At 31.6% G+C, this 14,264-nt stretch carries 14 protein-coding genes; 5 read left to right on the top strand and 9 right to left on the bottom strand.

Annotated elements, in window-relative coordinates; genetic code table 11:
• Nucleotides 1-132: 132 nt before the first annotated feature.
• Nucleotides 133-531 carry a hypothetical protein gene (locus DR017_RS00125; RefSeq protein WP_040361095.1) on the bottom strand — a complete coding sequence of 133 codons (399 nt, stop codon included), beginning with the start codon at nt 529-531 and terminating at the stop codon, nt 133-135.
• A gap of 165 nt (nt 532-696) precedes the next feature.
• On the opposite strand from DR017_RS00125, the gene DR017_RS00120 reads away from it, so the two are divergent.
• From DR017_RS00120 to DR017_RS00100, 5 genes are all read left to right on the top strand, one after another.
• The gene (locus DR017_RS00120) at nt 697-930 is read left to right on the top strand and encodes a hypothetical protein (protein ID WP_002679013.1); all 234 of its coding nucleotides are present in this window, start codon (nt 697-699) and stop codon (nt 928-930) included.
• A gap of 96 nt (nt 931-1,026) precedes the next feature.
• The gene (locus DR017_RS00115; protein WP_002679060.1) at nt 1,027-1,281 is read left to right on the top strand and encodes a hypothetical protein; all 255 of its coding nucleotides are present in this window, start codon (nt 1,027-1,029) and stop codon (nt 1,279-1,281) included.
• A gap of 21 nt (nt 1,282-1,302) precedes the next feature.
• The gene (locus DR017_RS00110) at nt 1,303-1,578 is read left to right on the top strand and encodes a DUF3853 family protein (protein WP_040361093.1); all 276 of its coding nucleotides are present in this window, start codon (nt 1,303-1,305) and stop codon (nt 1,576-1,578) included.
• The gene (locus DR017_RS00105; protein WP_002678941.1) at nt 1,578-2,276 is read left to right on the top strand and encodes a helix-turn-helix domain-containing protein; all 699 of its coding nucleotides are present in this window, start codon (nt 1,578-1,580) and stop codon (nt 2,274-2,276) included. The genes DR017_RS00110 and DR017_RS00105 overlap by 1 nt, the downstream gene beginning before the upstream one ends.
• The gene (locus DR017_RS00100) at nt 2,269-3,603 is read left to right on the top strand and encodes a replicative DNA helicase (protein WP_002679037.1); all 1,335 of its coding nucleotides are present in this window, start codon (nt 2,269-2,271) and stop codon (nt 3,601-3,603) included. The genes DR017_RS00105 and DR017_RS00100 overlap by 8 nt, the downstream gene beginning before the upstream one ends.
• Nucleotides 3,604-3,815: 212 nt before the next feature.
• On the opposite strand, the gene DR017_RS00095 is transcribed toward DR017_RS00100, so the two are convergent.
• The 8 genes from DR017_RS00095 to DR017_RS00060 are packed head-to-tail and all read right to left on the bottom strand — an operon-like array spanning nt 3,816 to nt 14,086.
• Nucleotides 3,816-5,801: a hypothetical protein gene (locus DR017_RS00095; RefSeq protein WP_002679177.1), complete on the bottom strand. Its 1,986-nt coding sequence runs from the start codon at nt 5,799-5,801 to the stop codon at nt 3,816-3,818.
• A 31-nt stretch (nt 5,802-5,832) separates the two neighbouring features.
• Nucleotides 5,833-6,945 carry a DUF3800 domain-containing protein gene (locus DR017_RS00090; RefSeq protein ID WP_100066534.1) on the bottom strand — a complete coding sequence of 371 codons (1,113 nt, stop codon included), beginning with the start codon at nt 6,943-6,945 and terminating at the stop codon, nt 5,833-5,835.
• 45 nt (nt 6,946-6,990) lie between these two features.
• Complete coding sequence (locus tag DR017_RS00085; RefSeq protein WP_002679063.1) at nt 6,991-7,185, bottom strand: hypothetical protein; 195 nt, start codon at nt 7,183-7,185, stop codon at nt 6,991-6,993.
• A gap of 1 nt (nt 7,186) precedes the next feature.
• The gene (locus tag DR017_RS00080) at nt 7,187-8,197 is read right to left on the bottom strand and encodes a hypothetical protein (RefSeq protein WP_002678923.1); all 1,011 of its coding nucleotides are present in this window, start codon (nt 8,195-8,197) and stop codon (nt 7,187-7,189) included.
• Nucleotides 8,198-8,202: 5 nt separating this feature from the next.
• Complete coding sequence (locus DR017_RS00075; protein WP_002679008.1) at nt 8,203-9,216, bottom strand: hypothetical protein; 1,014 nt, start codon at nt 9,214-9,216, stop codon at nt 8,203-8,205.
• 1 nt (nt 9,217) lies between these two features.
• On the bottom strand, nt 9,218-10,225 hold the full coding sequence (locus DR017_RS00070; protein ID WP_095909089.1) for a hypothetical protein: 1,008 nt from the start codon (nt 10,223-10,225) through the stop codon (nt 9,218-9,220).
• 1 nt (nt 10,226) lies between these two features.
• Entirely contained in the window at nt 10,227-11,237 is a 1,011-nt protein-coding gene (locus tag DR017_RS00065; RefSeq protein ID WP_095909088.1) for an NADPH-dependent FMN reductase family protein, read from the bottom strand.
• Nucleotides 11,237-14,086 (bottom strand): OmpA family protein, encoded by a 2,850-nt coding sequence (locus tag DR017_RS00060; RefSeq protein ID WP_002682178.1) that lies wholly within the window; start codon nt 14,084-14,086, stop codon nt 11,237-11,239. The genes DR017_RS00065 and DR017_RS00060 overlap by 1 nt, the downstream gene beginning before the upstream one ends.
• Nucleotides 14,087-14,264: the final 178 nt, after the last annotated feature.

Below are 14,264 nucleotides of genomic sequence, written 5' to 3'. Positions count from 1 at the left end.
AAAACACCCAAAAACCCAATAAAAATACTCGGTTATATACTCTATTTTATTATTAATTTACACACAAAAACATCTGTGTTACAATGGTTAATAAACTGTCGTTTATTTCTATAAATTTTGAATTTACCAAAACTATAGCTGTTGGCTTTTCCCTGCTATGATTTGTAGTAGCTGTTGTATTTGTTCATCTTTCTTTGAAATTTGTTTATCCTTTTCACGAATCATATTCATTAAATCGGAGATGAGTTCTTTGATATCTTCGCCATCATTATACACTCCTCCCTGATTTATTTTTTGTTTGCCACCTGCGATTAAATTGCTCTTTGATATTTTCACGTTTATATACTTCCCTTCAATGTACTCCATAATGGTATTTAAAGTATTAGATTGAGGTCTTTTTGTTTCACCATTTATTATTTTTTGAACTCCAACAGCACTTAAACCTGTATTTCGTTCAATTTCATAGGCCGTAACATTGTATTCTTTTATTAAGCCTAACACATACATTAATAAATTATCAATCTCTTCCATAATATACTGAAATTTAATATTTTAATTATTTTTTAGTCAATATTTATATTTAAAAGTTTGTTATATTATATAACTTGTTATATATTTGCAGCCGAAAACAAAAACAATTTTACATTTTAAAATACATTTGTATTTAAAATTATTTTGCAAATATATAAATAAAAAATGAAAGTAAGTAAAATTATCATCGAAAAAATTTTGAATGACAATAATTTTAGCATTGAGTTAGCTAAAAGATTAGGTAACCAACAACAGTCAGTGTTAGGTTTAGCTCGCAGAAACAGCCGTAATTTAACCCTTTGGGAAGCTGTTCTATTTTATAAGGAACAAGGCTTTACTGAGGAAGAAATTTTTTGTGATTCTAAAGCAGAAACTTTAAATTCTATGTCAGAAGAATAAAAAGCTTATATTGCTAAAACGCTAACTTTTATATTAAATAATATTTTTTATATATAAAATATATGTTACAATTATTTTTATAGATAAAATTAGCTAATGAACCCTCTTGTACAAATAGCCTATAAAACAATTCATCAGTTTGAGCTATCGGAAAAAGATACTCAAGCTCTTATTAATATGTTACAAGGTTCAGAACAAGAGCAAAAAGAAAAACAATATAGCAAAAAATTAAAAAAAGTTCCTAAAGAGCTTTTGGAGGAAGTAGAAGTTCTTAGAGAGCTTTTGAAGAGAAAACAGCTTTTTCCTCCTAAAAAATGGAATGGTTATCACAAGGGAATAAAAGTATTTTAAACATCTTTCTTGAATTATGCTATGGATATGCTAGATAACAATACACCTTTATGGCAGCTTACTGTTGGAGAGTTCTTGGAACTTCAGAAAACAGAAATACAACTTGCTTTAGTGGCTAAGAATAAAAAGTATGAATATGGGCTAAAGGGACTAGCTAAAATATTAGGTTGTTCACGCTCTACAGCAAGTAAGATAAAGAGTTCAGGGATTTTAGATGAAGCTATTTGTCAGAATGGTAAACTCATAATAATTGATAAAGAAAAAGCCTTAGAGCTACTCAAAAAAAGCAAAGAGTAATGGACTATCTCAGTTTAACAAAAAAGTTTTGGACTTTTAATGATGTTTATCCACTATCAGCACCTATAGTGGCTATTTATCTTTTTCTGTTAGACAATTGGGATAAGGTAGGAGGTAAAGATTTTGAATTTTCTGACAAAGTAATGAGTAAAAGATTAAAAATAAATAGAAAGACCATAAAAACAAGTAAAGATACTTTACGGAATTTAGGTCTTATTAGTTTTCAGATTACTAATGGATTTCCTACCTTATACAGAATTATTCCTGACTACCTTGTTAGAAATTTTGCTGTAGAAAGAGAAAAAACAAGCGTTAAACAAGTTATTAAAAAACGGGGTGAGAAGTCTGTTTCTCAATTAGGAGAATTTCTAAAAACAAGTGAAATGCCTAAAAAAGAAAGTCTAACACTTCCAAGAGAAGTTCCTAAAGAAAACATTTCTAAAAACATTGATATTCCTTCTTTTGAAGAATTTATGAACTATGCAAAAACATTAGATATTTATGAAGAAGGGTTAGATGTACACTTAAAAATAAAATATGAAACTTGGAAAGATGATGGCTGGGTAAGTGGTTATAACAAACCTATTGTAAATTGGAAACAAACTCTTAAAAACACTATGCCTTATCTAAGGTCAAACAATAAAAACATCTTTAATGTTCCAAAAATAAACAGACCTAAATCTACTTACAATGAATGAAAACATCGATATAGATATAGAAAAATACGTACTTGGCAATCTTGTGAGTGAGTCCCAACTCATTGCGCAATACTATAATATGCTGAGTGTTTATCTTTTTTCTGCACCACAACATCAAGCTATTTACGAAACTATTGTGCGAGTTTGGAAACAATACGGCACTGTAGATTTGATACTATTAGGAAAAGAATTTGAGAAGAAAAAACTAAATTCATACACTGTTTACTGTATTGATTTAGCTAATTTTGCGATTTCATCTGCTAATATAGAGTACCATATAATGCTTTTGGTACAAGAATCTGTAAAACGGGATTTTATCAATAAATTCTCCCTACTTCTCAGTATGGCTCAAAAGAAAGAGAATGATATATTCGACATACGCGATAAGGCTTTTGAATACTTTAATAACCTTTTTATTGATAAGTTTATTGAAAATAACCGTCAAACGCGTGAGTTTCCTGAATTAGTAGAGGCAGTGCAAAAGAATTTCGAGAGTATTCATCAAGGGAAGCTCACAGGATTACAAAGTTCTCTAACTATTATCAATAAAGTATTTGGAGGTTGGCAGAAATCTAATCTTACCATTGTTGCAGGTCGCCCTGGTATGGGGAAAACTACTTTTTTAGTACAACAAATTGTAGATATGGTAGCTCAAGGATATTCGGTAGGGGTATTTTCGTTGGAAATGTCGGCAGAGCAAATTGCCTCTAAAATTATTACTAATTATACTGATATTCCTAATTCTTCCATTCTTCGCAAAGGACTTAAAGATGAGGAAGTGTATCGCTATATCTCTCTGAAAGACAATCTTACCCAAATGAAAATACATATAGATGACACTTCGTCTATTTCAATTGAAAATCTTAAAATGAAGGCAAAGTCAATGGCTCTTCGCTATCATATCAATATATTGTTTGTTGATTATCTACAGCTTATTACCTATCCCAAAGCTAGTAATAGAGAGCAGGAGATTTCTTTTATTTCTCGCAGTTTGAAAGGACTTGCAAAAGAACTCGATATCCCTGTGATTGCTCTTTCTCAGCTGTCACGAAATGTAGAACAGCGCACAGACAAGCGTCCTTTTCTTTCTGACCTAAGAGACTCTGGCGCTATTGAACAAGATGCCGATGAAGTGGTATTCCTCTATCGCCCCGAATATTACGGTATTGACCATTGGGATAAGGAATACAATAATGAAAGTACTAAAAATGAGGTAGAAATCATCATTTCCAAGAACCGACACGGGGGCATTCTCTCTGAGCGTTGTGTTGTGAGTATGGCTACTTCAAAGTTTAGAGATTTAAAAAAGGAAATTAGCGCAATGTAGAGCGATACTTCTCTTTTGTTGATAAAAATAAGAAACCTATGCAAGTGTAGCAGATGTAGTGAATCACCTTACTAAAGCCTCTGGAAAATCTTATCGAGTATGATGAGACTTACAACCATTCTTGTGTATTTTTTATAGTGGGTTATGTGACTAATTTAGCTTATCAATCTATAATAACAGTATTGTTTTTATGGTTACCATTGCAAATACTATTAGATATCATTTGGTATATTGAAGATTGGATCATTATTCACCTGAGCTGATTTGCTAACAGTATTCCAACCATTATTTCCTGTCGTTATAGGTAGATCGTGAATATAAATTTGTTTCAAGAGTATCTGTTTTATAGGATTATTTGACAAATATTCTATAAACTTATTTGAGAATTGGTCTTCATTATGATAGAAAAATTTTATCCCTAAAATTGGATCAATCGTTGATGTTAACTGTCTTATTGACAAGGTGCCACAATGCATATATGATAAAAAACTATATGAGTCTATTACATACACATCTTTATGAGAAAAACCAGAAAATGTCGGATAGTTTGTTACTACAAAAGGGATGATTTCTTTTGAAGAATAATCGCCTAACTTATTGAAATATTGTGGGTTGTTTTTTATAAATTCAGCTTTTCTAATAGCCTGTTCGCAACCTTCTTCTAATCTTTCCCATGCCTCAGCATAATTAAGTGGCTCTATTGAATAGTGAATACATTTCGCCTCAGCTACTAAAACCACATTTTTCATTGAGATAAGAATATCTATTTCTTCTTCACTACCTTTTTTTCCATATTTCCCTGTTGGTATACAAGTTATAGGGTATGAAGTCTCTTTTTGTGTTAACTGATTATGAAGAAAATTTTCAAACTGTACTCCTCTGTCATCAAGGTTAAAACCTCCTTTGAACATAATTTTATCAATAACATTATAGGGAGAAGAACAGGTAATAGGGTAAAATGGCAAAAGATAATATTCTTCAACAGGATATAGCATAGATGTCCAAATATCATTGAATTTTGTCCAATCTGCTTCTAATATAGTTATTACTGCTTTTATTTTTGAACGTTTGATATTAGTAAGTTTTTCAATGTATGATATGAGGTCTTTCTTTAGTATCTTACTTGGAACAGAAGAAAAATCCTTTTGATAAATTATAGATACATTATAATTAACATTTAAGAGTACATACTCAACAATATATTGTATAGCACACCATACTGAAATTGCCTCATCTATTGTACAGTTATTAAGTTTTGGTAATATTGTGCTACCTACAAGAAACTCATAGTAAGCATCTATATAAGACTGTATTTCAATGACTATTAATTTATATTCTTTTGAATATCCTTTTCCAAAACCTAGTGTGATAGAACTATTATTGATTATTACATTCTTTATGCGATAGCTAGAAATGTACTTAAAAAGTCTTGGATTGATACCTTCTTCACGTGCACGACTCATTACATAAGCTTGGCGTTCTGTAAACATCATATTGCCTGCTAAAAGCAGTTTAAGATTATTCTTATTCTCGTAGTCAAAAGTAATAAGTCTATTCTTTTTATCTATATTTACAAAACCATCATTATAGAGTATGTCATTATAAGAATGCTTTAATGCAACAAGCATTTGACTATTTTGTATTAAGTTTATAATTCTACCGGAAAACTCTTCTGGTTTAGAATCTTTATAACTTAGTTCTTTATTAAGAAAGTATCTCAGATAATTTAGCAACAAACTGCATGAATCTGTCATACTTTCTAAACAAGCACGAGCATCAAGTAACCCTACTTTAGGATCTATAGATGGAAGTTTAAAGTTCGTCAAATCTGATAGAAGAAATATTCCCTTTCCTGCTTTTTGTAAAGCTACTTTTCGCTTATCCCATACAACTTTATACTCCCTATTTATCCAAGCTATTATATATTCTGCAATATGACAACCTTTTAGATTCAAGTGTTTATAGTTGTCCTCTATATGCTTATAAAACTCTACACACAAGTTATGCAGGTTATCGGACATTTCTATAAAATATTCTATAGCTGTTTGATCTTCCTCTGTATATGGAATATTTGTATTTACTTTTTCTACTACTTTACATAGCTCTTTTATATCAAAATTATTGCTTGTAGGTTTATATTCTACTTTCTTAGGATGCTTTATAATATATTTCTTATATTCTTTAAAAAAATCTCTCATTTAATTATTATACAAAAATTCACATTCTCTATCACTTACAACTATATTCTTTTATATACTTCATAATTTTTTTGTAAGTGTACAAACAAACAGTAAAATTCAGAAACAAAGGGTTATAGTCTAAAGAATCTTTAAGAATAGTATTCAAAAGAACATAGTTTCTTTTTTGTATATCATCAAAGTTTTTGATATCTTGTTCAATCTCTAACTCTGTTCTGTCAAGAAACATTATGTACTTTTTAATTATAGAAACTACATAATCAGATACCTGTATCATTGCATTTGTTTTAGAATCTATAAAACTATAATTAGTTAAAAGTTTCCTATTTATTTCAAGATCCTCTTCCTTGAGTCCTCTCTGTACTTGTTTTTCTTCATCAAATATTAAATTCTTTCTATGGAATTTTATAATTTCTTGCCTGTAGAATTGAATAAAAGACTCTACCCATGTACCAGTCTCCTCCTTTTGGATAAAAGTAAGCTCTTTTTGTCTTTTAGCTGTACAGATAAGTTTTTTCAATGACATTAATAAAGGATTTGTCAAGTATTTTGATGCTGACTCTTTAATTTGTTCTTCTATCATTCTTATTATGCCCTCTAAAAATTCTTCTTTTTCTGAGTCCTTTATATTTGGATATTTATACTTTTTAAAATGTTCTACGGTTTTTCTACAGTCTTTTTTTAGCACTTGATATAATTCAGCCTTAAATTCCCTAGACCGTATTTCAGTACCCTCTATAGAATCTACAATATCTACAAAAGCATAGTATAGGATTTGCGCAGCACTGAAATGAATGTGCCATTTTTTTTCTTGTATCAACTCTAAAATCTGACGGAAATTATCTTTTCTCAGAATTGCAATAAAATCACCTTTTAAGTCATTTGTTGCCTTAAGTTCTGTTGTAGGTTGTTTTCCAAGTCTTGATTTAAGACTTTCAATAGAAATTGTATCCTCAGCTTGAATACCTCCAAGTACAAATACTGTATCAAATTTTGCATTGAGAGATCCATTTTTAATGATCAAATGCTTTACATTTTCAGTTTCATCATAGTATAGAGTTTCTTTTCTTTCAAGATGTTCTATACTTCCTCCTTGAATAAGAGTGTTCTCTTTTATAGTTTTGTATAATTCTGTGTAACTCATAGCTTTTGGTGTAATGAACAAAATTGAAGCATTTTAAATCTAAAATCAAGTTACCTTTATGACTTGAATACTGTTATACTCTACTACATAAATTCTCTCAGAAGGATAGTGATTTACTTGTTTTGCAATCTCTTCAACGAGATTATCGGCAGTGATGTTTGGATTTTGATTTATGGGGGTGGGGCTTGAACAACTTTGAAAAGCTAGCAACACAAAGACCCAAAGGAACCAATGCTTCATATTAATATACTTTAAATTCTGTTTCGCCTTGAGGAATGTAGAAATAACTATTGAAAAATAAAGGATGTATATCACCTTCATATTCTATCTTTGCCCAAAGTGCTGTATTGCCACGCAAATTATTATCTTTAGTATCTAACATTAAGGCTACTAACTTACCATCTGCAAAAAACTCTAACTTATAATTTGCTATAGGCTGCATCTCTAAAGGAGCTTTTTTATAAATTTCATAATAAGCGTTCCAATTTTCCCTTATTGTTTCTATATCAGCATAAGTAGAAACAAACAGATTTTTTAAGTTATCAAACTCTATTCTTGCGATATTGTCAAGTTCTCTGTTTTTATAGATTTGCCATACTTCTTTGTATTTGGCTAACAATTTGGTCATTAGTAGTTTTTGATCCATTTTGCGCAAATCTTGTGCTGTTGCAAAAGGGGGCTGTAGTTGGTAAGGTAGGTCTACTTCTACTTCAAAACTCCCTTCATAATAAGTTTTACCAGAGCCAGCAAACTTATAAGAAATGCTATCTCCTTGAGCGTTTTTAATAGCTATATTGGGAGTAGTATATTCTGCATAAAGAATATCTTCTGCCTCTTCATTCTTTAAATCATACGATTTAACTTTAAGTGTTACATAAGACTTGTCTACAAGGGTGTTTTGTGTAATGGTTACTCCTCTTTCTTCTAAGGTATAGAGAGGATACATTTTGTAGGAAATTCTATATTTTCCTGAATGAGGTAGCAATTCGTTTACATCTATTGCTCCACCTGTAATTATCCCTCGACCACGATTGTAGGGGACTTTAATATTATCAATAAACATATCAAAATAACAATTGTCATTAGAGTAGTCAATCCCATAAATTTTCTCAGATGGATAGTGTTTTACTTGTTTTGCAATCTCTTCGACGAGATTATCGGCGGTGATGTTTGGATTTTGATTTACGGGGGTGGGTTGTGAGCAGCTATAAAAAGCTGTTAAAACTAAAAGGGTAAAGATGATATGTTTCATTATGATTAATACACTTTAAATTCTGTTTCGCCTTGAGGGATGTAGAAATACCTATTGAAAAAGACGGGCATACCAAACTCTCCATTTTCATATATTAGTTTTGCCCAAAGCACTGTATTGCCACGAATCTTGTTATCTTTAGTATCTAACATTAAGGCTGCTAATTTTCCATCTGCAAAAAACTCTAATTTGTAATTCTCTATGGGCTGTATTTCAAAAGTCCCATTTTTATAGTTGTCGTAAATTACTGCCCAATTCTCCTTTATAGTTTTTGGGGTGGCATAATGAGAAATAAACAAATCTTTCAAACTATCGTATTCTAATCTTGCGATATTGTCAAGTTCTCTGTTTTTATAGATTTGCCATACTTCTTTGTATTTGGCTAACAATTTGGTCATTAATAGTTTTTGATCCATTTTGCGCAAATCTTGTGCTGTTGCAAAAGGAGGTTGTAGCTGGTAAGGAACTTCCAATTCTACTTCAAAACTCCCTTCGTAATAAGTTTTACCAGCACCTGCAAACTTATAAATGGTGTCTCCTTGGGCGTTTTTAATTGCTATATTAGGCGTACCATATTTTGCATAAAAGATATCTCCTTCGTTTTTATCTTTTAAATTATAAGAATAGACATCAAGTGCTACATAAGAGCTGTCTACAAGGGTGTTTAGTGTAACAGTTTTTCCTTCTTCTTCTAAGGTATAGAGAGGATACATTTTGTAGGAAATTGTATATTTTCCTGAATGGGGTAGCAATTGGTTTACCTCTACTGCTGTACTACCAATCAATCCTCTACCAGGAAATGTATGAACCTTAATGTCATTGATAAACATATCAAAATAACAATTGTTATTAGAGTAGCCAAGTCCATAAATTCTCTCAGAAGGATAGTGCTTTACTTGTTTTGCAATTTCTTCAACGAGATTGTCAGCAGTGATGTTTGAATTTTGATTTACGGGGGTGGGTTGTGAGCAGCTATGAAAAACTACTGACACAAAGACACAAAGGAACCAATGCTTCATATCAATACACTTTAAATTCTGTTTCGCCTTGAGGAATATAGAAATACCTATTGAAAAAGACGGGAGTGTTTTCCTCGTCTTTTAATTTTATCCAAAGTGCTGTATTGCCACGAATCTTGTTATCTTTAGTATCTAACATTAAGGCTACTAATTTACCATCTGCAAAAAACTCTAATTTGTAATTTGTTATAGGTTGCATCTCAAAAGAAGTGTTCTTGTAGTTATCATAAAGATATTCCCAATTTTTCTTTATGACTTCCTTTGTAGCGTAATGTGAAACTGCATAATCTTTCAACATATCAAACTCTAATCTTGCGATATTGTTAATTTCTCTGTTTTTATAGATTTGCCATACTTCTTTGTATTTGGCTAACAATTTGGTCATTAGTAGTTTTTGATCCATTTTGCGCAAATCTTGTGCTGTTGCAAAAGGAGGTTGTAGCTGGTAAGGAACATCCAACTCTACTTCAAAACTCCCTTCGTAATAAGTTTTACCAGCGCCTGCAAACTTATAAATGGTATCTCCTTGAGCGTTTTTAATTGCTATATTGGGAGTGACATATTCCTCTGCATAAGAAATATCCGCAGCTTCTTCGTTCTTTAAATCATAAGAACATACCTCAAGTGTTACATAAGACTTGTCTACAAGAGTGTTTTGTGTAGTGGTTACTCCCCTTTCTTCTAAGGTATAGAGAGGGTACATTTTATAAGAAATTGTATGTTTCCCCGAGTGAAATAATAATTCACTTACCTCTACTGCTGTACTACCAATAACTCCCCTTCCTGGAAGTTTGTAAGCTCTAATACCATCCACAAACATTTCAAAATAACAATTGTCATTTGAATATCTGATTTTGTACACTTTTTCAGATGGATAGTGCTTTACTTGTTTTGCAATCTCTTCAACGAGATTATCGGCGGTGATGTTTGGATTTTGATTTACGGGGGTGGGGCTTGAACAGCTATAGAACATTAGCAACACAAAGCCCCAAAGGAACCAATGCTTCATATCAATACACTTTAAATTCCGTTTCGCCTTGAGGAATATAGAAATACTTATTTAAGAATAAGGGACGTATTCCACCTTCGTAATCCACCTTTGCCCAAAGTGCTGTGTTACCTCTAAAGCGATTATCTTTAGTATCTAACATTAAGGCTACTAATTTCCCGTCTGCAAAAAACTCTAACTTGTAATTTTCTAAGGGCTGCATCTCTAAAGTATTATTACTTTTAAAAACATTATAAAAAACTTCCCAGTCCTCTGCTATAGTTTCTTTGGTTTCATAATTAGAAATTGCATAATGTTTTAAGTTATCAAACTCTAATCTTGCAATATTATCAAGTTCTCTATTTTTATAGATTTGCCATACTTCTTTGTATTTGGCTAACAATTTGGTCATTAGTAGTTTTTGATCCATTTTGCGCAAATCTTGTGCTGTTGCAAAAGGAGGTTGTAGCTGATAAGGAACATCCAATTCTACTTCAAAACTCCCTTCGTAATAAGTTTTACCAGCGCCAGCAAACTTATAAATGGTATCTCCTTGAGCGTTTTTAGTAGCTATATTGGGAGTGGCATATTCTGCATAAGAAATATCTTCTGCCTCTTCATTCTTTAAATCATAAGAACATACCTCAAGTGTTACATAAGACTTGTCTACAAGAGTATTTTGTTTAACAATTTTTCCTTCCTCTTCTAAGGTATAGAGAGGATACATTTTATAAGAAATTGTATGTTTCCCCGAGTGAAATAACAAATTACTTACCTCTACTGCTGTGCTACCTCCTCTTACAAAAAGCTTATGAACTCTAATCCCATCCACAAACATTTCGAAATAACAATTGTCATTTGAATATCTGATTTTATATACTTTCTCAGATGGATAGTGTTTTACTTGTTTTGCAATCTCTTCAACGAGATTATCGGCGGTAATGTTTGGATTTTGTGTTATCATAGTTTCTTTTTTTTGTAAACAGCTTTGTAAGCTGAGTAATAAAAATAGTGTTAATATTGCTTTTTTCATTATGCTTGAGATTTAAATAATTCAATTTTAGAAATAGGGAGATCAAATTTTTCAATTAGCGTAAATGGTACATATTTTGACTCATCAATAATATCTCCAAAAAGATAACTCTTAGCTTTTATTTTTCCCCAATAAGTACCTTTTATGCTTGAACAATGTAAAGACAAGTCTACAAAAAAACTTTTGTTTTCTTCTTTGTTTACACCATACTTCAGTTTTAGACTTGCCTCTCCATTTATCTCAGCTCCTGCCTCTGCTTCAACTTTAGTGAAAAAAAATTCAGCCTCCATCCTACCTTTAATCATAGCTTTGAAAGTTATTTTTCCTGTTAAAGTGCGTTCGTTTTTAGCAGTTGTTTTTAGGTTTTGCATTTTCTCATCGAAGGTATAGGTATTGGTAAGCATATTGTAACGCACGTTGTCTTCGAATATTAAATCCCCACGTATTTCGATATTTCCTATGATATTGAATACGTTCTTTTCCTTGAAATTTTCGACAATAAGCTTGTTGTTCTCCTTATTTTCATTTGCTTTAGGGTATTTGGCATTCTTGATATCTCTTCCTTTTTGAAGCAGCTCTAACAAATTAAACTCTCGCTTGAAATTCACTGCCAATACGGGGTCTGCTTTTAGGTTTGCTTCGTAGATTAAAGCTACTTTTCCATTTTCTTGTTTTTGGTAGTACATTCCAGCATTAATGGCTATAGAAGGCGGGATAAACTCTACACCTGCATCGTCTAACTTTTTAAGCACAGCTTTCCCATTTCGTACCATTTTAGAGATTTTTTTGAGTTTATTTCCCAAATTCTTTCCTCGTGTGAGGTAGATAAGCAATAAATCTATAATTATACCAATTGCTACTAGTTCATATATAGCAGCAGCAGCTAGATACCTAGTATAGCTAGTTTCTTTGATAATATTAGTTTGCTTACCTACTAAAGAAACTTTTGTTCCTTTTTTCTCTAAGGTGCGGTTGTGAATTGTGTGTAAGCCATAGACAAAGTCTTTAGCTTGTTCTTCTATATAGTCCAGTATCGAGTCAGCTAAAATGAATCCTAAAGGACTAATGATTTCGAAAATTTTATAAAAGACACTTTGTCTTAGTTCATTTAGAACGTCGGTAATTCCTATGGTTAAATCACTAAACTGTTCTTTTTGGTGGAAGTAATAGCTTGGTTTTTCTTTTCCATAGTTATACTGGAAATGCCCTATCCACACCACATCGGGGTAGGTTCTTACCTCTAATGTAGCTTTGTTAGGATTGGCAAAATAGGCACAACTGTTGATATGATAGGCTTCGGAGGTATAGATAATAGCCTTAGGGTTTAGGAAATCTACTAACAAATAGAAATAGTTGTTAGGGAAATTTTCATGTTTGGCGAAAACCAATTGAGAAAATTGACTTTCTTTTTTTGTGGCTACAACCTGTCCAAATTTTTTTACTATTACGGTATTTTTTTGGTGTTTAGGATTTCTAAAGCAAGCTTTATCAGACCATTCGCCAATTTTTATTTCGAGTTTTTTATATTTTAGAGAGTTACCTGCTATGGTTTCGTATATCAAAGCATCTTGATTGTATTCTAAATAGCGGAAATCAATTTCTACGCGGCGATTTTTCTGGTAAGCTTCTTCTGTATTTCCTTTTACGGCAGGATTACCTTCCCCTTCTCCAGAAATTTTAATTCTATTAGGGTCTAATCCACCTGCTATAAAGAAATCTTTTACGGCTTGCGCTCTTCTTTCAGATAAGGCTTGATTGTAATCTAAAGAGCCTCTATCATCGGCGTGACCAGTGAGCACCATATTTAAATGCTGATTGAAACACAAGAAATTCAATAGTCCATCTAATGTGTTCTTAGCATCTGAACGTATATTAGATTTATCAAAATCAAAATATACATTAGATTTTACTGTTTTGTTTTCAGAAGAAACTTTTTTCAAAGGTGTTTTTCCTTCTTTAAAAACTGAAAAATACTCATCATTGTCTTTTATAGTAATTTCTTTAAACTTGCAAATGTGGTTACTTTTTGCATTTTTATCGAGTTTACCTACTTTAGAAGGTGTTATATTTTTGGGAGGCTCTGTTTTTGTGGAAACTATTTTATTTTTTACATTCAGAAAAATAGCGTGGACTTCTTGATTTCTATCATCTTTGATGTATTTTCCTGTAGCATTATCTTTTACTTTGATAAAAAATTCTTCTACATCTAACATCACACCCTTAACTCTACTCTTCCATTTGAAGGTATCTAATATTGCTAAGATTACTCTTCCTTCATTAACCATAACATTGGAATAGGAGTAAATTTTTTCATCCTCAAAAAGGAAACGTCTATTATTCCATATTTCTATTGTTAAGTTGTGATTGTTTAATCCTTCGGTTTCTAAATGCAAAAAGACAGGGTGTCCATAACAAATATAGTCTTGCTTATTATTATTTTTAATACTTTTCCCTTCAGATTCTCTTGCCCATTTGGAACTTATAATTTTAGCTTGGCACTTTCCTTGGATGTATACTCCTGTGTTGCCCTTATTAGCTCTATTATCAGAGAGACTAGCCTCCACATAGAAGAGATAATTTCCGCAGAGTTTTTTTTCTATTGTAAAATGGAAAGGGGATGAAGAAGGTAGTACTTCTTTTTTGAGAATTGTTCTATTTTCGTTTTGTACAAACCACCTTACTTGTCCTTGTTTTTCTTTAGGAGTAGTATGCTCAAACCACTCCGAAACAAGGAAAAGGATTTCTTTGTTGTTTTGATCGAAATTTACCGTAATTTTTTCACCTAAAACCTCTGTTTTAGGGGTATAGGCTCCTTTTATTATTTTTATACGTTTTACTCCTTTAGACATTTTTACTTTTTTTGAAATTTAAACAGCTTCTATGTATTATTTGAAAAACATTTTTTTTGAGATGTCAGATTAAGTACGTACTAATTGACATTGAAACAAGGTTTTACTTGTTGTATTATCTTATGTATTTCTATCATTACTTGGCTTTTGGTTTTTTGTAGGCTTTATTCTCCCCACT

The organism is Capnocytophaga sputigena, assembly GCF_900446695.1.
Classification (GTDB): Bacteria; Bacteroidota; Bacteroidia; order Flavobacteriales; family Flavobacteriaceae; genus Capnocytophaga; species Capnocytophaga sputigena.
Note: the sequence above shows the minus strand (reverse complement) of the source record. Positions and strands in the feature narration are given on the sequence as shown.